The following is a 19834-nucleotide window of genomic DNA, read 5'->3' on the forward strand; positions in this document are numbered from 1 at the left end:
ACAAGTGACCAAACTTTATAAATACGGATCGGACCAGCCCGTTTCTAGCCTTCTGCCCTGCTCTGCATGCTTGCTTCTATCAAATCCATAAACCTGCGGGTCTGCACGTCCGCATCGTAAGAACGCAGCACTGTCTGCCGGGCATTGCGGCGCACATGGCCGAGCTGTTGCGCCCTTGCAAGCACCTCAGCCAGTTTTTGCGCCATGGTTTCATGATCCCAGAAATCGCACAAAAAGCCGTTTACTCCGTCCTGCACAACCTCACGCACGGGCGCGGTATCTGAGGCAACCACCAGGGTACCGCAAGCCATTGCTTCCAGCAGCCCGGTGGAAAAAACATGCGGCGCGGCCAGATACACATGGGCAGTGGAGTGCTGCAACATGGCCCTGTATTCCTTGAGCGAACGGGCGCCGAGCAGATGTACCCGCGAGCGAAAACTCTGGTCGATGCCCAGAATGTCCACAGCCCGCCTCATGGCCTTGCCTGTCTCCGAGCATTCTACCGGGGCGGGAACGGGGCCATTTTTTTGCCCGGTCTGGGCAATATCAAGCCAGGCCAGCACCACAAGGCAGTTGGGGCGCAGCTCGAGCAGGCGCGGCAGACATTGACGAAACTGGTCAAAACCGCGCGCGGGATCGTGCATGGGGCCGCAAAATGTTACCATCTCGTGGCTGGCACATCCCCAGGGGTCTTCGCACGCAGTGCCTGCCTGTTCTTCTTTTTTCTCGTCACCCGGCACAAAAAAACGTGTGTTGATGCCGCTTGGCACCACCTTGATTTCACGCTGCAATGCTGCCGGATACTGCGCCCGCTGCCACAGGGAGGTGGTTACGGGCAAATGGCACTCGCCAAGCGCATTGTATTCCCACAAATTGCTCACACGCAGGGGGGCAAAGTCCGCAGGAGGTCTGGGGGTGCCTCTGGTGAAAAAGCAGTGGTTTTCCCCATTGGTGTAAAACCAGTCGCCCAAGGCCACAATAAATGCCTTGGGGAATATGTCGCGCACATAAAAACTGCCGCCCATGCTCGCCGCGCCGCAGATGAGGTCGGGCGCAAAGCCGTTTCTGCGCAGGGAAAGCAGGGCATTGCCCGCACGCGCGGCACGCCGCAGGCGCATGACCATTTCTTTTTCTGCCGGGTCATCCCCTTCATATGGTATTGGCGGGGCAATCCGCAGCCGTCGCACACCGGGGATAGCCAACTTCTGCCCTGTTTCTGCAAGAAACAGCACGGTATTCTTGGGGTTGGCCCCAAAGGCCTGGGCAATGGAGCGAAAGCGGCCGGGGAAAACAGAATTCAGAAAAAGAACGCGCATAGAGACCCCTTCCGCTTAGGCGCTGTTTGGCTGCTGGTCTGCAAGCAACTGAGCCATAAAGGCCTTGCCCGGTTCCGTATCCAGATAATTCCGCAGCGCATTTACGATGGCAGCATCATACTTGGGCGGAGTCTCGCCGAGAATTTTCAGGGCATCGACCATGCCGTGCGCCTCGCGATACGACCGGGGCCGCACAAGGGCGCAGAAGGTATTGGCCACAGCCAGAATACGGGCATGCTGACATATGGCCCCGTCGCTCAGACCGGCGGGGTATCCACTGCCGTCGAGGCGCTCGTACATCTGGGTGATGGCCTCAAGCACGGGCAGACCAAAATCTATGTCGGCCAGCGCTTCGCGCGCGAATTCCACATGGTTTCTCAGCAGCGCACGCTCTTCGTCAGACAGGGTCCCTGTCTTGGTGAGCAGGTCCTTGGGCAGCCGGATCATGCCCACATGTGAAAGGTTGGCTGCCGTGCGCAAGGTGGCCAATGTTTCGGCATCGTTGCGCCCAAGTCCGCAGGCCAGAGCCACAGCCAATTGGGCCGTAAAGGCCGACTGCCCGCGAAGGTAGGTATCCACAGCCTCAATGGCCCTCACAAAGGCGTTGACCGTCTGGGCTACCATCTGCTGTGAACGCTGCTGGGTCAGGGCGATTTCCGTCATATCGCTATAGACGGAGACCATGCCGGAAAGGCGACCGTTTTCATCCCTGAACGGCGTGCACGATGTAAGAAAATAGTGCAGCTTGCCATCAACCAGCAGGGCCTCGGCAAAGCTGAAAGCCTCACCCGACCGATGCACTGCCAGTGTGTGCGAAACAAGACTGTGCGCCAGCTCCATGCCCAGTTCGGAATGTCTACGCCCGCGAAGCTCCGTGGCGACCAGACCACACATGCGGGCGAAGCTCTGGTTGGCGTAGTGGATGACACCGTTCAGGTCGTTGAGCACGATACCCGCAGACAGGGCGGAATTAACACCGTCCATGATCTGCTTTTGCTGGTTGACCACCAGATAGAGCCTGTGCATCTGCTCTGCAACCGCACGCTCATTGCGGCTGACGAGGCTCCACCACAGCGCCGCAAGCACCACGCCCGCGAGGAAAATCATAATTGCAGACGCCACCATGACGTTTTGACGAATTTCCGCAAACCTTTCGTCAATACGGCTCACGGGCAGGGTCTGCTCCACAAGCCAAGGCAGATTGGGTACTGGCAGAGCAAGTCCGTACGCCTCCTGGGCACCTTGGGGCAAACCGGGATCAATGCGCGTGCCGAGGGGCAGCATCCCGTTGCTGAGGGTCCAGCCGGGCAATTCCACCACGCCCGTGGCTTCGGTGGGAGCTATGCGCTGCAGGCCATCGTCCACCACCTGCAAAATGCGCGTATTGTACTGGCTGCTGCTCGATTCGCCCGTGGTGGCTGTGATGACGGGCAGCACGCTGTAGGTCGCCAGCAGGAGCGAAACCACACGGTCGCCCGTGGCATCCACATACAGAGGCGCAAAAATGGGAAATGCCACGTCCATGACCAGTCTGCCGTTCTCGCGGCGCACCGGCATGAGGACGGGCTGTTTGTTTTCAACCACCCCCATGAGGTAGGGCTTGAGCTCTTCGGGCACCTGCTGCTGGCCCTCGGGAGCGAGGTATATCTGCAGGTCAATATTAACAAGGCACACGCCGGTGAAATTGTTTTTTTCGGCGAATTCTTTCAGAAAATTAACCATCAACGGCAGGCGCGGGGCCAGTTTTTTCAGCCCGCTCTGGCTGCCCACACCATTTTCCCCGGGGGGGATGATGTTGTCGGCAAAATCGTTGTTATTTTCCTGGCTCTGCTGCAGCAGTTCCTGGGCAGAGACCCCCGACGCGCTGACCTCTGCCGCAAAAAGACGCAGCAAATCCTGTGATACAAATACGTTTACCTGACCGGCAAGCGTTCCAGACCACACGGTGAGCAGGGCCACCTTACCGGAAGCCTGCGAATTCATTTCCTGCCCCATTTCGCTCAGCATGTACTTGCGCGAATCCTGCAGATACCACCGGGCACACAGAAAAATAAGGCAGACCGCCAGCACAAACAGTGCCGACATGGTCAGTGCGGCCTTGCGATTGCGCTGGGCCACACCTGGAAGTGTCAATTCTTGGGGTGCCATATATGTCTTTCCTTCATAGGGCAGCTGCGGGCCCAAACGGCAGTTGCAGCCGTCATTGCCCGTGCATATCGCTGCTCTTACCGCTCGCGCAGGGCGTTCTGCTTGGCCTTGAGAATGGGCTTGAGCAGATAGTCGAGCACGGTTTTTTTGCCGATCAAGATATCTGCCGTAACCACCATGCCCGGAATAATCGGCAGAGATTCGTTATGGTAGACGATGGCGTTTTTCTGGGTGCGCACCTTTACAAGGTAAAAGTGCTCGCCCTTCTTGTCTTCAATGGTATCGGCGCTGATGGATTCGAGCTTGCCTTCAAGCCCGCCATAGATGGAAAAATCGTAAGCCGAAACCTTGACCATTACTTCCTGACCAGGACGCAGAAAAGCCACATCCTGAGGCTTGACCTTGGCTTCAACCACCAGGGTGTCGTCGAGCGGCACAAGATCCATGATGGGTTCGCCTGGCTTGACCACACCGCCAACTGTAGAAATGTAGATCTGCTTGACCGTACTGCGCACGGGAGCGCGCAATTCGGTGCGGGTGACACGGTCGCGCCCGGCAGAGAGGTTTTCGCGCAGCGAATTAAGCTCTTGCCTGCGCTTGTTGATTTCGTCGGTTACGGCTGCAATCTGCTCGGCCTTGCGTGAGGTTATCCGCTGCTTTGATTCATCTGCAGCTGCCTTGGCCTTGGGAATGGTGGCAGCCAGCGAATCGATCTGCCCTTGCAGCTCCACAACCCGCTGCTGCATGCCAAGATACTCGAGCTTGGAAAAGTTGTTGCGCTGCACAAGGGCATAGGCCGTGTTGCGCTGCTCTATGGAAAGTTCAAGGCTGCGGTCCAGTTGCAACTTGCGCGCTGTGAGTTCTTCCACATCATGCAGGCGTTGCACATACTGCGATTGCAGCACGTCAATTTCGGCATTGAGTTGATCGCGGCGGCTGTTCCAGGCATTTTCCTGGTCCTGAATGATCTGGCTCACCCTGCCAAGCATGGCCGGTTCCACCCTCCGCCCGATAACTTTTTCTGCCCAGACATCGACATTTTCAGGAAAAACCGGGCGCTCGCCCTTGATTTCTGACTCAAGACGGATAACAGCCAGGCTGTTTTCCATGGCCTTGTTGACGGCATCACGGTAAGCGCTTTCGGCCATTTCGTTATCGAGCTGGGCCAGAACAGTGCCCTTGTCCACAATCTGCCCTTCGTGCACGAGCACGGCACGCAGAATGCCGCCTTCAAGGTTCTGGATGGTCTGGGTGCGTTGCGAACCCACCACCGAGCCTTCGGCGTGGGTCACTTCGTCCACATCGGCAATGGCGGCCCAGATAATCAGGCACAAAAAGAAAACGGCGACGCTTATGGACAGCAGGCGTATGCCAAACTTGGGCCGCCGAGCCAGAGCCGCGTCAACCTCGTTGGCGTACAGGATATCGTCGGGCGTGAGCCCGTGCAGGGGAGCATCCATTGCGGCAAACAGGCCGACATTGCCCTGAAGCGGCCCTACGCCAGGCATGCCAGGCAGGCCCGGTACTCCGCCAGCAGCGCCCTGGCCCACGGCCTTGCCAAGCAACCTGTCGGCTGTTTCACGCAAAGACTGTCGCAGACTTTTATCGGGCTTCTGCTCTTGGTCACCGCCCAGCAAAAGCTGGCGCAAAAAAATCTCGAGGTTGCTTCGTTCCCTTTTTTTCGTTGTCAAAGCATCCATACCCAGAGGCCGCACCCCCCCGGCATCAGGCGCAAGACCGGCCATCAGGGTGGCAAGATCGGGCAAGGGCGCACCGGAGGTTCCGGACTGTGCCGGGTTGACGCCATCCGCACTGACCGGGGTGTCTTCAATACTTTCGCTACCGGGCATTTCGGGCAGGGGTGCATTCACATCTGGCCGCGAAAACTGCGAGCCAAAAGGCATGCCCAACGATGAACCCAAGGGGTGCCCGAGTGGCCTCCCGGCTTTGACAACTGGCTTCAAACCATCGCCCGCTGCCTTAACGGGTTCAGTGGGATACTGAACCATGGAAGGTATTTCCCCAGAGCTGTTGTTGGCCCCCTGTGCGACCGTTTGGGGCGCAGACAGGGGCTGTTCTTCAGCCTGTGGCATTATCTTTTTCTTCTGTGGCAACTGCATTGGCCCTACTCCAAAAACGCTCGGAGGGTCGTTTCAAAAATTGGCTTGCGTAAAAATCAGGCCATAGCCTCTCAGGCGCTTGCAGCATTTTCATGCGCATGCGGCGTGTCACCATGTCTGGCGGCCTGTTCCGCATTGTTCATATTTTTTTGCGAACGCTCGCGCAAAGTCTGCAAAACCACATCGCGCGGGCCGTCCAGCTTGATCTGGCCGTTTTCCATTACGATAAGCCGATCCACGATGCGCAGCATTGAAAGCCTGTGTGTAACCAGCACCAGAGTGCGCCCGCCGATAACTGCTTGCAGCCTTTTTTGCAGCATCAGTTCGGAATCCGTGTCCATATTGCTTGTGGGCTCGTCGAGGATAAGTACCTCGGGGTCGCGCACCAGTGCACGTGCAAGCGCCACGGCCTGACGCTGCCCGCCAGAGAGCGCCTTGCCCTGCTCGCCCACCTGGGCAGCAAACCCGGCGGGATTATTGCGCAAAAAGTCTGTAACACCAGCCAAGGACGCGGCGCGCAGAATGAGGTGGTCGTTTATTGTGGGGTCGCCCAGGGCAATGTTTTCGCGCACACTGCCATAAAACAGCACCACATCCTGGGGCAGAACACCCACGCGGCTGCGCAGCTCCATACTGGGAATCTGCCTGATGTCCACGTCGCCGAACTTCACGGCCCCGTCTTTGGGTTGGTACAGACCAATAAGCAGCTTGGAGAGCGTACTTTTGCCAGAACCCATGGGACCAATGACGCCCACCCGCTCACCCGGCTCAATCCGCAGCGAAATATTTTCCAGCGCCAGCCTATCCTGCCGGGGATAGGCAAAAGAAACCCCCTCCATGGTAAACGATGGCCGCAACATGCCAAAGTCCATGCAGGTTTTTTCCATCTGGTTTTCAGAAGGCAACATCATCAGCATATCCAAAGCCTTGAGCGCCACCTGCGAATTTTGCATTCGTGTGAGCAGCGAAGCCATCTGGAGCAGGGGCGCCATGGTGCGGCCCACCAGAATATTGCAGCCTATAAGCGCGCCCATGGTCATGAGGCCGTCAGAAATGCGGTACACGCCCCACACCACCATGGCCACGGTAACGATCTGCGTGACAAGCATGGAGGAAGTCACAGCCAGATTGTTGTATTTGCGCGAATCGCTGTTTGACTTTGCAGAAAGTCCCACCACCGATTCCCACAGCTTTTGCATGCGGCTTTCGGCCATGCAGCTTTTGAGGGTTTCCAGGCCGCCCACAATTTCGACCAGCAGGGCATTTTTTTGCATGTTCTGCTTGTAGCTGGCCTCGGCGCACTCGCGCGAGCGGTGCTGCAACAGCAGGCCGATGCCAATCATTACGGGCATGGCCCCCACAGACAGCATGACCATGGGGCCACCAATAAAGGCCGTAAGCAGCAAAAAAATAACCAGAAAGGGTAGATCGATGCAGGCAAGCAGGCTTGAAGAGCTGAAAAATTCGCGCAACTGCTCAAATTCACGCAGATTGTTGACCAGAGCACCGGTGGATTCTGGCTTGGCGTCAAGCCGCATGGAGAGCACTTTTTCAACCAGCGAACTGGAAAGCACAATGTCGGCATTGCGCCCCGCCACGTCCACAAAATGCGTGCGCAAGGCCGAAAGCAGGAAGTTGAACAGGTAGATTATGCATATGCCGCTGGCCAGTACCCACAATGTCTCAACGGCATTGTTGGGAACCACGCGGTCGTACACGTTCATGACAAACAGGGGGCTGCCGACGGCAATGAGGTTGATAACCACGCTTGCCAGTGCCACATGCCTGTAAATGGGGGCATAATAACGCAACACATCCCAAAACCAGCGCTTGCCGCGCCCTATGCTGAGGCGCTCGGTTCTGTCTTCGGGCAGGGCCTCCACAGCCGCAAACAGAGCATAGCCAGAGTATTCTTCCTTCAGCGCCTCTATCGGCACAAGCTGCGCGCTTTCGTAGGTTTCAGGAAAAACCACCTCGGCCATGTCGCCATCAAGAGCGGTAAGCACACACGAGCGGTCATGGCTGAGCAGCAGAATGCAGGGCAGTACCAGACCGGGGATATCTGCGAGTTCGGGGCGATAGGCAATGCGGCCAGTCAGACCGGCCTTGCGGGCCGCCCGCAGGCACGACTGCGGCGTAACGTTGCTGCCGGAGAGCCCGGCCATGAGCACGTGGGGTGAAACAGCACGGCCGCGAAGACGCAACAGAACAGAGAGGCTGCGCAACAGACCTGGCATAAAATCCACATCTGAAGGACGCAGCGGCCCCATGGAGGGTGCAGAACGCGGCGGAGCGGCAGCAGCCTGCTGGCTTATCTCCCTGTGCTCTGTTGAAGAATCAGCCCCGTTGTCAGCTGCCTGACTGCCGGTTGCATGGCCTGAAACAGGGGGCTTGGCCTGTTCGCCCGACCCCGGAGAAGAAAAATTGTCCATGCGTATTCCGTTGATACTAAACAGGAAAAATCAGCGTCACCACTGCATCTTGGCTGCACACACCAAAAAGCCGCACTCGTCCTGCATCACCAGCCACTGGCAGGTCGCATGATCAAACAGGCTTTGTCAGACAGCAAACAACAGCGGGCGGTCAACCACAAAAAATGCCACATGCCTCCCCAAATATGGAGGCATGTGGCAACAATTGTCAATTGAACCAGCCGGGTGCGAATTCTTCGCGTGGGTCTTCGGGATCTTTGGGGGCACTTTGCCCAAGCGGGCCAGTGTTGATGGACATTTCAGGCAGCATATTGCCAGTGAGGGCCGACAATCTGTACGCACCCACAAGAATGTTCCCACGGGCGGTTTCGGCCTGAGTTGCGGAGTTGTACAGTTCGCTTTCAGTATCAAGAACGTCCAGGATACTGCGCTTGCCAATCTGGAACTGTTCCCGATAGGCGGTGCGGGTGTACTTGTTGTACTCAATGGCTTTTGAATAGTGATTGTACTGTTCCTGGGCGGCCTGATAGTTGACCCATGTGCTTTCAACATCAAGCTTGAGGTCATCCATGAAGTTGTACATCACCTGACGAGTCTGGCGCATGCGGGCAGATGCAGCGCGGCGTTCGGCAAGGTCGGCCCCGCTGTTGAAGATGTTCCAGCGCACAACGCCCATAACGTCAAAACTGTAAACCCAACGGTCGCTGGCGCCACCGAGGTTGGTATAATTGGGCCCTGCCTCAAGATTAAGAGTGGGCGAAAAAGCAGCATCAGCCAGCTCGCGTGATGCACGCGAAGCGCGGATGTCCTGCAGGTAGGCAGCAAGCTTGGGATTGCTTTTCTTGGCCTGCTCCATAACCGCCTGCGTTGCCGCAAAAAGCTGGGGAGGCATGCTCACGGTCTGCAAACGGCTGGCAGCGGGCAAACCGGTAAGACGCGCATAGGTTTCTTCAGCCACCAGCAGGGCGGCCTTGGCCTCAGAAAGGCTGGAATACGCACGCTGCAGGCGCGACTGTGCCTGCGTTACGTCGGCAGCAGTATCAGCACCGAGGCTCGCGCGATCCTGGGCTTGCGCCACCAGCCCCTTGTGTTGGGCCACGTTTTCTTCAGAAAGTTCATAAATCTTTCTACGGCGCAAAAGATCGATGTGCGCAATAATTGCGTCCAGCGAGAGCGACGTAGCAGTGTCAAACACACGATATTGTTGAGATTCAAGAGTAGACTTGGCATTACGCACACGCGAGCGGGTGGCAAAGCCATCCCAAATGGGTTGCACAAGCTGGGCACTGTAGCCAATCTTGCCCCACATCTGCTTGTCCAGATTCTGGTTGCGGGTGCTGGAATCGCTCAGCACGCTGCCGCCAGCCTGCCCGGTAACGTCCACCCGGGGGCCAAAGCCAGCCTGGGCTCGCCGCACTTCATGAGACAAGACTTCGCGGTTTTCGATCATTCCGCGAAGGTTGTGGTGAGTACGCAATACGCCATAAATAGTGTCTTCGATCGAGAGCGCCTTCCCCGGAGCCGGGGGAGGAGGATAACTGTTTTCAGCAGCCACTGCCGATGAAGCCAAAAACAAAAAAGTCCCCACTGCAATAATAAAATGTTTCACAGTTAACTCCTCAGCTTGAAAAATGCACCGTTACACATTTCCCAGCTTGTCGGCACATCGACCATTATGGACCACATCATACGAATGGCAGTGTCCCTTCCCCATCCATATAACGACATGCCTTGTCATACTTGATAACCGTTTACCAAATATCCTGCAAGATGTTTGGTCGCAATTGCCTTCCCAAAATACTGAAAGCAACTACTGTTCCGCGCAGATTGCCATTAGCAGATATTTTTTTCGGGACATCCGATATTCCCCTCTAGAAAAACCTATTTGCAAATTCCAGGCCATATAAGCAGGAATTTTTCGCCGAAATAATGACGTCACTGCGACAAAAAAGCGCCAGATCTGCCAAGATCTGGCGCTTGATGCCACAGGGGCCAAATATTCGTCAGCCCCCATAAAACACAGGGGCAAACAGACTAGAACGAGTAGTTGAGTTCGGCAAAATACGCCTTGGGGTGGGCACAGGCCGGACACATTTCGGGGGCGTGGTCGCCCTCTGCCAGACAGCCGCAGTTAAGGCAGCGCCACACGGTGGGCTTGGTGCGCACAAACATGCGCCCTTCCTTGATATCGCTGGCAAGCGCAAGAAAACGCTTTTCGTGGTAGGCCTCGGCAATGGCGATATTGCGCATGACGGCGGCAACTTCCGCATAGCCTTCTTTGTCCGCGATGGCGGCATATTCGGGATACATGACGGTGTGCTCGTGGTTTTCACCACTGGCAGCGGCGATCAGGTTGGCTTCGCTGCCAGCGATCACGCCAGCGGGAAAAGCCGCGGTGATTTCCACATCGCCGCCTTCAAGAAACTTGAACAGGCGTTTGGCGTGTTCTTTTTCCTGCAAGGCGGTTTCAAGAAAAATTTCTTGCACCAGCACAAAACCGTCGTTCTTGGCGCGTCCGGCAAAGTAGTCGTAACGGTTGCGGGCCTGCGATTCACCAGCAAAGGCGGTAAGAATATTTTTTTCGGTCTGGGAACCTTTCAGTGACTTCATAGCGACTTCTCCTTGGAATGAGGGTGGCCGTGCGTTTTCTCACGCACAAAAAAAGAAGGGCATTACGTTGCACGCTCAATCTCCACCCACATTAATTAGGAATTATTCCTATGTCAAGAAGAAGTCTTCATCGCTTCAGCAAGCTGCTCCTCAAGCGAAGCAATCTGTGACTCAAGCGACTGTATCTTGCTTTCTACGGCTGCTTCATTACCGCTACCAGCGTGAGAGGCAACACTGTTGAGCTGACTCTGCAACGCCTGAATCTGTTTCTTGATACGCTCAACCGCACTGGTGGATGACGAGCTGTCACCTCCACCGCTGCCGCCGCCAACGCCACCAGACTGGGAAGAACCTTCACCACTCTTGGTTTCGCTGTCGGCGCTTTCTGTCGAGGACTCGCCCGAACTTTTGGAAGTTGAGGTGGCCGAGGCGCTGGAAGCCCCCTTGTCGTACATGTGTATTTTTTCAGAAAACAGCTTTTTGGCTTCGTCTGAAATATCCACAGTATCGCCGGAATCGGATGAACTGCTGCTGGTGCGGATGGTATTTGACCCCAAGCCCACCTTGTAAATGGCATCTGCGCTGCTTGTGCCCAAAAGACTGCCAATACCAGATATGCCCATGTTAGCCTCCCGCAGGCTGCTGCCCGCAATTGCCGTTTTTCGCGTTCACCGTCTGTTCCGGTGCAACGGCGGCATCGGGACAACACCCGGCAATAGTTGCCGGGTGCATCTTTCCGCAGGAGGTGCAGCAACATCCGTGCCGATGGCAGCCTTTACAGCCTTAAGCCACTGTGGCAGCCTTACGGCATGGCAGCCTTCAAAGCCTCATCAGCCCTCCTGCACGACCTCCCCGCAACTGTGGATTTTACCCTTGCTGACGGCACTCGTCTTACGGCTACGGTGCGTATTTCTGCCCGCGCGCGGCGCGCCCGGCTTTCGCTTTTGCCGCGCGGCGGGCTGGTGCTTGCCATTCCCATGGGCATGGGGCCCGAGCAGCTGAGGGCAAGCCTGCCTCTCTTTGTGCCGTGGCTCGAACGGGCCCAACGCAACCAGCTGCGCATCCTGCCCGCCCCGCAGCTGCCCGCGCAAATCCACCTGCCGCTGACGCAAGAAACTTTTACGGTAACCTGCGCGGGTGACATTGCATTTGGGCGCAGGGCTGCGGCTGGCTGCAAGGCTGTGAAGGGTTCTGCCGTCCACACCGCCGAAATGGTGCAATGCCGCACGCTGCAGGTATCACGCGGTGCGCGCCGTGTGCTGCTGCTGGAAACCCCCGGCATGCTGCGCCTGTTTGGCAGTGTTAATGACACCCAACTTTGCGCCCAGGCCCTGCGGCAGTGGGCACGTAAAAAGGCCGCGCTGCGGCTGCCGCCCTATCTTGACGGGCTGGCCGCCAGTGCTGGTTTTGCTCTTGCAGAGGTCAGCGTGCGCGACCAGCGGAGCCGCTGGGGCAGCTGCTCACGCCTTCGCCCGCAAAAACTTGCAACAGGGGTGCGCGGCAGACAGACCTATGACCGCGCCAGCGTGCTGGATCAGATATCTGCCCGCGTGCGCAGCTTTTTTTCCGCTCCGCCGGTTGAGGAACATGCGCCTGCCAGCATGAGCCGCAACGCTGCGGGGCAAGGCCCCGAGGGGCGTATCAGCCTGAACTGGCGCGCCCTGCTGCTGCCGGTTCCCCTTCTGGAACATCTGTGCTGGCACGAGCTGTGCCACCTGCGGCACATGAACCATTCTGCGGCCTACAGGGCAGAACTTGCCCGCTTTTCACCCCGCTGGCCGGAGCAGGAAAAAGCCCTCAATGCGGCATGGCGCGGCCTGCCCTGGTGGGCCCTGCCCGGCGACGACCCTTTGCACCCTCCGCAGGATCACGACGCATAACAACAAAAAAAACGACCTTCTCCGTGGCAACGGAAAAGGCCGCAGATTCTGCCTGGGCAGCTTACAAAAAACAGTCGTGGTCAGTGCACGGTATCCGGCGGAGGTCTCCTAGGGCTTCAGGTCGCTCATGGAATCGGCCCTTCCGGCCACCACTACAGCGTCCCCCTTGTGCAGCACCGTCATTGCTGGCGGCACAAACATGAATTCGTTTTTTCCCGCAGGGCGTATGCCCATGACCATTACGCTGAATTCCTGCATGAGATTGAGCTCCACCAGGGTTTTGCCATCCCAGTGGTCCACGCGCAGTTCCTGAATGGCAATGCCGCCGTACTTGGGAATAAGGTCGAGCATGCCGGGGTGGGTGAGCTGGTGGGCGGCCATGACGGCGGCCTCGGTTTCGGGAATCATGGCACGGGTAACGCGCAGGCGCTGCAAAATCTTCTTGTGCTCTTCGTTGGATGCCTTGACCCATATCTTGGGGCCGCCCAGTTCCTGCACGTTAAGGGTGATGCTGAGCGACTGCTCCACGCTCTGCCCGACGCTTATGACCACCCAGTCCAGATCCTGCACGTGCAGCGAACGCAGCACCGCGATACTGGTGGCATCGGCCTTGTATACTGAATCCAGTGTGCTCTCAGCCCGCTGCACGCGGGCCTCTGACATATCAATACCAATGACGGTATGCCCCAGTTCCACCAGTGTGGTGGCCATGCGCAGACCGAATTTGCCAAGACCGATAACGCCGATTTCCAGTTTTTTTTCAGCCATAATCCCTCCGCCGCAAACAGCTAGCCAATGGGCAGCTGGGCCTCGGCCACGGTGTAGGCCTTTTTGACCCGCAAACTCTGCGCCGCCATAAGCAGACTCAATATGCCAACCCGGCCAGCAAACATGCTAAAAATGATAATGGCCTTACCCGCAGTGCTCAGATCCTGCGTCAGATTGACGGAAAGCCCCACGGTGCCGAGAGCCGAAATTTCTTCAAACAGCAGGCGCAACACTGGCGGCCCCTGCGTACCCACAGCGCCCACAATGTCGCTTTCTGTAATCACAAGTAAAAAAAGGGAAAAAACCACAAGCAGGGTGTAGGCAAAAAACAGGGTCAGCGAACGGCGCACGTTTTCTGTGGAGACTCCGCGCCCCTCAAGCACAATCTGGCTATCACCCCGAAACTGGGCGGCAATATAGCCCGCAAGCACCCTGAAGGTAACAACCTTGATGCCGCCTGCGCACGAACCGGGCGCACCGCCAATAAACATCAGGGCAATGAGCACCAGCAGGGTTGCATCGCTCAGCACGGCAAAATCAATGGTGCTGAATCCCGCCGTGCGCGCCACCACGGAATGAAAAAACATGGTGATTCCCAGATCAAAACAGCCTTGGGCTGTGTGGGGCACGTTGCCCCGGCAGAATTCAATGGCAAACATGGCGCCCCAGCCAACCACAATAAGCATGAGACTGGTCTTTACCACCATGCGGCTGTACCGGCTCAAGCGGCGCACAGGCGCACCCATGCGCCCCCCCGTGCAGATGCCCAGAAATTCGCGCAGCACGCCAAAACCAATACCGCCCAGAATAACGCTGCCTGCGATAATGGCATTGACGACCACGTCATCCCTGAACATGGCCAGGTTGGTTGTGCTGAGACCGAAACCGGCGTTGCAGAAAGCCGAAACGGCGTGGAACACCGCGCTGAAGGGATAGAAAAAAACGGGGTCGTACAGCCACAGCAGCAGGGCGGCCGTGGCCTCAATGCCAAATACCAGCGCCAGCACCTGCCGCAAAAAAGTGGCAATGCTGAAGTCACCCCACAGCAGGGCCTGGCTCACCGCCTCGCGGCTGTTGAAAGGCACGTTGTTGCGCCAGAGCAAAAAAATAATGCTGGTATAGGTCATCACACCCAGCCCGCCGGTCTGGATAAGGCACAGCAGCACCCCCTTGCCAAATGGGCTGAGCACCGCGCCTATATCCAGCGGAGAAAGCCCGGTGACGCAAACGGCAGAAGTGGCAATAAAACAGGCATCAATGGCGCTTATGCTCTGCCCCTGGGCCCAGCTTGCGGGCAGGCCGAGCAATACCGAGCCTGCGGCAATGACCGCAAGAAAGGATAAAACAGGCCAGGTAAAGGGGCTTAAAAAACGTTTTCTTGCCATAGGTTGTCTATGCCAGCCAGCAGGTGCAAAAGCAAGGCGCATGGTGCGCGGGCTTTACAGCCACGGGCATAAGCGCTATTTATGCAACCAGTGCTAGGGGAGCCGTGGGCCGCAAGGTCTGACGGCTGAGAGTGGGACATTCCCAGACCCTATGAACCTGACGCAGTTCGCACTGCCGTAGGGAAGCCGCGGCCACGATGCTGTTCCGCGCTTGTGGCTTTTTTTGCGCCCTGCGTCGCAACCCGCGAGGCACACACCATGTCTGCATCTCTCCTTTCGCAGAACTCCGCCCTGAGCGGTCTGCTGGACAAATACCTCACCACCCTTGCTGAGGAAGAACAACTCGCACCGCAAACCATTGTCGATGCCATTGAGGCAGGCACAATGGTGTTGCTGGGCAACCCCGCGCACCCCAACCTCAAGCCCCTGCTTGTGGGCCAGCCCTCGCGCATCAAGGTGAACGCCAACATCGGCACGTCGCCCCTGTGCAACTGCCCGGCCACCGAAGAACGCAAGATCAAGGCCGCCCTCGAAGCCGGGGCCGATACCGTGATGGATCTTTCCATCGCGGGCGATCTGGACGCGCTGCGCCTTGGCATGCTCAAGGCCTGCCCCCTGCCCCTTGGCACCGTGCCCCTCTACGCCGTGGGTCAACAGATTCTGGACGCAGAGCAGGACATTGCCACCATGCAGCCCGATGCCCTGTTTGACGAAATCGCCAAGCAGGCCGAGCAGGGTGTGGACTTTATCACCGTGCACTGCGGCCTTTCCAAGCGCGGCGCAGAAATGGCCGTCAAGAACAACCGCGTGCTGGGCATTGTTTCGCGTGGCGGCTCCATGCTGGCCCGCTGGATGCTCGAGAACAACCGCGAAAATCCCCTGCTTGAATACTACGACCGTCTGCTCGAGATCTGCCGCCCCTACAACGTTACCCTTTCGCTGGGCGACGGCCTGCGCCCCGGCGCTGGCGTGGACGCGGGCGACGCAGCCCAGTGGGAAGAAGTCATCAACCTGGGCCAGCTTGCCAAATATGCCCTTGAGCGCGGCGTGCAGTGCATGATCGAAGGCCCCGGCCATGTGCCGCTCAATCAGGTGCGCACCCAGATTCAGGGCATCAAGCGCCTCACCAACAATGCCCCCCTGTATGTGCTTGGCCCCCTGTGCTGCGACAGCGCCCCCGGCTACGATCACATTGCCGGTGCCATCGGCGGCGCCATGGGCGTGGAGGCCGGTGTGGACTTTTTGTGCTACCTCACCCCCGCTGAGCACCTCACCCTGCCCGATGAGGCAGACGTGCGCGCCGGCGTGATGGCCTCGCGCGTGGCAGCCCATGTAGGCGAAGTGGCCCTTGGCCGCCCCGCCGCCGTTGCCCGCGAGGCAGCCATGAACGCCGCCCGCAAGGCTCTGGACTGGGATGCCATGCACAAGGCCGCCCTTGATCCGCAGATGCTCGAAAAACGCCGCGAAGACCACAAGACTGAAGAAGTCTGCGCCATGTGCGGCAAGTTCTGCTCTGTCAAAATGCTGCGCGGGCACTAGGCCTGGGCACAGCCACAAATGATACTGGGGGAGGCTCTGCGGAGCCTCCCGCTTTTCTTGCAGCAACGCCAGCTGCCATATTGTCCGCACCGCGGTATCCAAGATATCACGCCGTTTTCCCGCTCTTTCTGCCCTTACCCTGCCTGTCTTTTGTGCTGATTTTGGCCTCGTAAGTTTTGGCCCCCAATGGGCATTGGTCATCGCGCTTAATTATTTTGCGTGAAAAAAATGTTTGTGCGCTCAAAGAGCTTTACTATGCGCCCGATAATTCTTATAAAGACTGCATGTGAAAAAAATAACAAAAATCGGTATATCAGCCGCCTCTGCGGTAGCGATCTATAGCATCAAGGAGAAAACCATGTGGAATCAGGCAGAAGACTATAACAATGTTCGGGAAATTCGCGTCAAAACCACCACTTATCTGGGTGTGGGGGCCATTGATAAAATAGACGACATACTTGCCCAGCTCAAAAGCGAGGGCATCAACGCGGTGCTTTGTGTGTGCGGTGGCCGTTCGTACAAGATCACCGGCGCGTGGGACAAGGTTGAGGCCGCAGCCCAAAAGCACGGCATAACCCTTGCGCTCTATAACCGCGTTACCCCAAACCCCACCACAGACAGTGTTGACGAAGCCGCAGCCATGGGCCGCGAGGCCAACGTGGGCGCAGTGCTCGCCATTGGCGGCGGCAGTCCCATTGACTGCGGTAAAAGCGCCGCCATCCTGCTGGCAAACCCCGGCAAGACCGGCGAGGATCTGTACTGCTACCGCTTTACGCCACAAACGGCCCTGCCGGTTATTGCCATCAACCTGACCCACGGTACGGGCAGCGAAGTGAACCGCTTTGCCGTGGCCACGGTGACCAAGCTTAATTACAAACCCGCAATCGCGTACGACTGCATCTACCCGCGCTACGCCATCGACGATCCGGCGCTCATGACCGGGCTCTCGCCCGACCAGACGCGCTACGTTTCCATCGACGCCGTCAACCATGTGGTGGAGGCAGCCACAACCACGGTTACCAATCCTCTTGCCATTTCGCTGGCGGCAGAAACAATCCGGCTGGTGCACCAGTGGCTGCCCGCCGTGCTGGCAAACCCCGCCGACCTCAAGGCTCGCCACCAGCTGTGCTATGCGGCCATGCAGGCGGGCGTGGCCTTTGACAACGGCCTGCTGCACTTTACCCACGCTCTGGAGCACCCGCTGAGTGCTGTCAGCCCCGATCTTTCGCATGGCCTTGGTCTGGCGGTACTGCTGCCCGCCGTGATTCTTGAATGCTACCCCGCGCGACCCGATGTGCTGGCGCACATTCTCGCACCCATGGCCCCCGGACTTAAAGGCCTGCCGGAGGAAGCACCCGTGGCGGCAAAGGCCGTTGAGCAGTGGCTTGCCAGCGTGGGTGTAACGCAAAAACTTGAAGATATCGGCGTGACCGCACAGGATATTGAAAAATTCTGTGACCTTGTTGAGCAGACTCCTTCGTTGGGCCTGCTGATTTCTGTTGCACCGGTGGAAGGAACCCGCGAGCGCGTGGCGCGCATCTACACCAATTCTCTCAAACCATTGGCTTAAGAACAGATCGCCATTGCCAACGCAATTTGCGTTGCAATTAAAAAGGGCCAGCACGCAGATGCTGGCTCTTTCATTATCATAAAAAAACTTCTGCATATTTTGCGCCCCACCAGTAGCAGCAAGGCTGCCCAATGGAGACAAAAAAATGGATCAGCACTTGCGTGCTGACCCATTTCAGCGGGGTTGCCTGAGGAAGGGCATTTGGAGGAAGAAAAACGGCGTGTTATCTGCGTGCGCCGTGTTTGCCTACAGCTTGCCCACCAGATCAAGGCCCGGTTTCAGCGTGGCGCTGCCGGGTTTCCAGCGGGCGGGGCATACCTGATCGCCGTGTTCGGCCACAAACTGCGCGGCTTCAAGCTTGCGCAGCAGTTCTTCAACATTGCGGCCAATGGGCGTATCGTGAATTTCATAGGCCTTGATCAGGCCATCGGGATTAACCAGAAAACTGCCGCGCAGGGCCTGACCGGCTCCTTCAATCATCACACCAAAGGCGGTGCATAGCGCGCCCGCGCAGTCTGCCAGCATGGGATAGCGTATCTTGGCTATGCTGGGCGAGGCGTCGGCCCATGCCTTGTGCACAAAGGCGCTGTCGGTGGAGACGGAGTATATTTCGCAATTGAGCTTTTTGAACTGGTCGTAGGTTTCGGCCAGGTCTTCAAGCTCCGTGGGGCAAACAAACGTAAAGTCGGCAGGATAGAAGAAGAATACCGACCAGTGTCCCTTGAGGTCGGCTTCTGTAACCGTTTTCAGCTCACCGGCGTGAAAGGCCATTACGCTGAAAGGCTCTACCGCTTTATTGATGAGATTTCCCATGATTGGATCCTTACGACGAAGCAGTCTGCTTCGGCAGAGGTTGCTCTAACCTTGTTTTGAAAACAGTATTCAATCCTAATATTACTGTCAAGCAAATTCGACAGAAAAATTCCACCTCCTTTTTTTTTGGAAAGTGTGTCATATGCGGCTGCCCAACGGTAGCACTATTTACTGTCTGCAAACCCATGCCTGGCGGCATGTGCCCTTCTGCATTGCTTTTTGCGGTTTTTTAGGCCAAAAGGTATGCGTATGGTTACGGTAGCAAACCATATTTGTACCGCAGCTTTAACAAACGCACACTTGTTCAACCAGGGGTGGGCACAGAATGACAACGCAGCAAAATAACGCCTGCCTGGCGGATTTTTTGGATTTCATGAACCGCAAGGGACTGAACACCACATCCCAGCGACGCATCATTGCCGAGGCTTTTTTTGAACTGCCCGGCCACCACTCGCTTGAAGAATTTTATCAGCATGTGATCAAGCGCGATTCCGGCATCGGCCAAACCACGGTGTACCGCACGCTCAAGCTGCTGTGCGATGCCGGCATGGCAATGGAAATCCACTTTAGCGACGGCATCACCCGCTACGAAATCGCCAAGCCGGACAGCCATCACGACCATCTTGTTTGCCTTGATTGCGGCAAAATTGTGGAAATATGCGATCCGCGCATTGAAAAACTGCAAAAAGAAATGGCCGAAAAATACGGCTTCAAATTGCGCGGGCATGTGCACAACCTTTACGGCATCTGCAAGGAATGCCGCGACAAGGCCGCACAGGAAGACTAGCACGCTCATACCCGGATAATTCATAAAAAAGGCTGCCTCAGGGCAGCCTTTTTTATGGCCCTGGACAATTTTTTTATTGCCTGGCTTCAAACGAAGTTGACATTCATTTTCTATTGCAGCACACTTCAGGCACACATTCCCCACATGGCCGAAAGAGACCACCGGGAACAAGAAGGTGAAGCATGGATATCCAACTGATTGTCGTCATTTTGTGCATAGCGGCGGCAGCCTATTATTTTGGCCGCCGCATTTACACGTCCATAAGCAAGGGCAAGTGCGGCTGTTGTGACGGCGGTTGCGACAGCGCAAAAAAAAGTTCGTGCGGCTGCTCACCCACCGATGCCGAATCGCAACGCCTTGAAGGCAAGCGCATCAAGTTTGAGCTCAAAAAGTAAGCGCTGCAATTTTAATCCCCCTCCTGCGGTTCGTATGCGGCAGACCGCGAACCGCGAGCTTTTTCTTGCGT

15 protein-coding genes and 1 riboswitch are annotated in these 19834 nt (G+C 57.1%); of the genes, 5 read left to right on the forward strand and 10 right to left on the reverse strand.

Annotated elements, in window-relative coordinates:
* Positions 1-44: 44 nt before the first annotated feature.
* From F8N36_RS11430 to F8N36_RS11460, 7 genes are all read right to left on the reverse strand, one after another.
* Positions 45-1316, reverse strand: coding sequence for a glycosyltransferase (locus tag F8N36_RS11430; RefSeq protein WP_291332941.1), 1272 nt, complete (start codon positions 1314-1316; stop codon positions 45-47).
* 15 nt (positions 1317-1331) lie between these two features.
* Positions 1332-3464 (reverse strand): HD domain-containing phosphohydrolase, encoded by a 2133-nt coding sequence (locus tag F8N36_RS11435; protein ID WP_291332942.1) that lies wholly within the window; start codon positions 3462-3464, stop codon positions 1332-1334.
* Between the two features lie 77 nt (positions 3465-3541).
* Positions 3542-5584 (reverse strand): HlyD family type I secretion periplasmic adaptor subunit, encoded by a 2043-nt coding sequence (locus F8N36_RS11440; RefSeq protein ID WP_291332943.1) that lies wholly within the window; start codon positions 5582-5584, stop codon positions 3542-3544.
* A 71-nt stretch (positions 5585-5655) separates the two neighbouring features.
* A complete protein-coding gene (locus F8N36_RS11445) occupies positions 5656-8016 on the reverse strand; it encodes a type I secretion system permease/ATPase (RefSeq protein ID WP_291332944.1) in 2361 nt (786 codons plus the stop codon).
* Positions 8017-8224: 208 nt separating this feature from the next.
* Positions 8225-9466 (reverse strand): TolC family protein, encoded by a 1242-nt coding sequence (locus tag F8N36_RS11450; protein ID WP_291332945.1) that lies wholly within the window; start codon positions 9464-9466, stop codon positions 8225-8227.
* A 584-nt stretch (positions 9467-10050) separates the two neighbouring features.
* Complete coding sequence (rbr, locus tag F8N36_RS11455; RefSeq protein WP_291332946.1) at positions 10051-10626, reverse strand: rubrerythrin; 576 nt, start codon at positions 10624-10626, stop codon at positions 10051-10053.
* A 113-nt stretch (positions 10627-10739) separates the two neighbouring features.
* Positions 10740-11249: a hypothetical protein gene (locus F8N36_RS11460; RefSeq protein ID WP_291332947.1), complete on the reverse strand. Its 510-nt coding sequence runs from the start codon at positions 11247-11249 to the stop codon at positions 10740-10742.
* Positions 11250-11435: 186 nt separating this feature from the next.
* On the opposite strand from F8N36_RS11460, the gene F8N36_RS11465 reads away from it, so the two are divergent.
* Entirely contained in the window at positions 11436-12506 is a 1071-nt protein-coding gene (locus tag F8N36_RS11465; RefSeq protein ID WP_291332948.1) for a M48 family metallopeptidase, read from the forward strand.
* Between the two features lie 108 nt (positions 12507-12614).
* On the opposite strand, the gene F8N36_RS11470 is transcribed toward F8N36_RS11465, so the two are convergent.
* Both F8N36_RS11470 and F8N36_RS11475 read right to left on the reverse strand, forming a co-directional pair.
* Positions 12615-13274 carry a TrkA family potassium uptake protein gene (locus tag F8N36_RS11470; RefSeq protein WP_291332949.1) on the reverse strand — a complete coding sequence of 220 codons (660 nt, stop codon included), beginning with the start codon at positions 13272-13274 and terminating at the stop codon, positions 12615-12617.
* Between the two features lie 20 nt (positions 13275-13294).
* Positions 13295-14659, reverse strand: coding sequence for a potassium transporter TrkG (locus F8N36_RS11475; protein ID WP_291332950.1), 1365 nt, complete (start codon positions 14657-14659; stop codon positions 13295-13297).
* Positions 14660-14744: 85 nt separating this feature from the next.
* Positions 14745-14860, forward strand: a riboswitch (TPP riboswitch).
* Between the two features lie 57 nt (positions 14861-14917).
* Between F8N36_RS11475 and thiC the strand changes: the two genes are divergently transcribed.
* Positions 14918-16198, forward strand: a complete 1281-nt coding sequence (gene thiC / locus F8N36_RS11480) for a phosphomethylpyrimidine synthase ThiC (protein WP_291332951.1) — start codon at positions 14918-14920, stop codon at positions 16196-16198.
* A 358-nt stretch (positions 16199-16556) separates the two neighbouring features.
* Positions 16557-17768, forward strand: coding sequence for an iron-containing alcohol dehydrogenase (locus F8N36_RS11485; RefSeq protein ID WP_291332952.1), 1212 nt, complete (start codon positions 16557-16559; stop codon positions 17766-17768).
* A 246-nt stretch (positions 17769-18014) separates the two neighbouring features.
* On the opposite strand, the gene ahpC is transcribed toward F8N36_RS11485, so the two are convergent.
* Positions 18015-18581 carry an alkyl hydroperoxide reductase subunit C gene (gene ahpC, locus F8N36_RS11490; RefSeq protein WP_291332953.1) on the reverse strand — a complete coding sequence of 189 codons (567 nt, stop codon included), beginning with the start codon at positions 18579-18581 and terminating at the stop codon, positions 18015-18017.
* Between the two features lie 325 nt (positions 18582-18906).
* Between ahpC and F8N36_RS11495 the strand changes: the two genes are divergently transcribed.
* Both F8N36_RS11495 and F8N36_RS11500 read left to right on the forward strand, forming a co-directional pair.
* Positions 18907-19368 carry a transcriptional repressor gene (locus F8N36_RS11495; RefSeq protein ID WP_291332954.1) on the forward strand — a complete coding sequence of 154 codons (462 nt, stop codon included), beginning with the start codon at positions 18907-18909 and terminating at the stop codon, positions 19366-19368.
* 182 nt (positions 19369-19550) lie between these two features.
* Positions 19551-19763, forward strand: coding sequence for a hypothetical protein (locus tag F8N36_RS11500; protein ID WP_291332955.1), 213 nt, complete (start codon positions 19551-19553; stop codon positions 19761-19763).
* The last annotated feature ends 71 nt before the right edge of the window (positions 19764-19834 follow it).

The sequence above is a fragment of the Desulfovibrio sp. genome, assembly GCF_009712225.1.
In the GTDB taxonomy this organism is placed as follows: Bacteria; Desulfobacterota; Desulfovibrionia; order Desulfovibrionales; family Desulfovibrionaceae; genus Desulfovibrio.

Excerpts from the sequence above, each read along its gene's own strand:
- F8N36_RS11430 (WP_291332941.1), bottom strand. The coding sequence starts at position 1,316 with ATGCGCGTTCTTTTTCTGAATTCTGTTTTCCCCGGCCGCTTTCGCTCC.
- F8N36_RS11435 (WP_291332942.1), bottom strand. The coding sequence starts at position 3,464 with ATGGCACCCCAAGAATTGACACTTCCAGGTGTGGCCCAGCGCAATCGC.
- F8N36_RS11440 (WP_291332943.1), bottom strand. The coding sequence starts at position 5,584 with ATGCAGTTGCCACAGAAGAAAAAGATAATGCCACAGGCTGAAGAACAG.
- F8N36_RS11445 (WP_291332944.1), bottom strand. The coding sequence starts at position 8,016 with ATGGACAATTTTTCTTCTCCGGGGTCGGGCGAACAGGCCAAGCCCCCT.
- F8N36_RS11450 (WP_291332945.1), bottom strand. The coding sequence starts at position 9,466 with ATGATCGAAAACCGCGAAGTCTTGTCTCATGAAGTGCGGCGAGCCCAG.
- rbr (WP_291332946.1), bottom strand. The coding sequence starts at position 10,626 with ATGAAGTCACTGAAAGGTTCCCAGACCGAAAAAAATATTCTTACCGCC.
- F8N36_RS11460 (WP_291332947.1), bottom strand. The coding sequence starts at position 11,249 with ATGGGCATATCTGGTATTGGCAGTCTTTTGGGCACAAGCAGCGCAGAT.
- F8N36_RS11465 (WP_291332948.1), top strand. The coding sequence starts at position 11,436 with ATGGCAGCCTTCAAAGCCTCATCAGCCCTCCTGCACGACCTCCCCGCA.
- F8N36_RS11470 (WP_291332949.1), bottom strand. The coding sequence starts at position 13,274 with ATGGCTGAAAAAAAACTGGAAATCGGCGTTATCGGTCTTGGCAAATTC.
- F8N36_RS11475 (WP_291332950.1), bottom strand. The coding sequence starts at position 14,659 with ATGGCAAGAAAACGTTTTTTAAGCCCCTTTACCTGGCCTGTTTTATCC.
- thiC (WP_291332951.1), top strand. The coding sequence starts at position 14,918 with ATGTCTGCATCTCTCCTTTCGCAGAACTCCGCCCTGAGCGGTCTGCTG.
- F8N36_RS11485 (WP_291332952.1), top strand. The coding sequence starts at position 16,557 with ATGTGGAATCAGGCAGAAGACTATAACAATGTTCGGGAAATTCGCGTC.
- ahpC (WP_291332953.1), bottom strand. The coding sequence starts at position 18,581 with ATGGGAAATCTCATCAATAAAGCGGTAGAGCCTTTCAGCGTAATGGCC.
- F8N36_RS11495 (WP_291332954.1), top strand. The coding sequence starts at position 18,907 with ATGACAACGCAGCAAAATAACGCCTGCCTGGCGGATTTTTTGGATTTC.
- F8N36_RS11500 (WP_291332955.1), top strand. The coding sequence starts at position 19,551 with ATGGATATCCAACTGATTGTCGTCATTTTGTGCATAGCGGCGGCAGCC.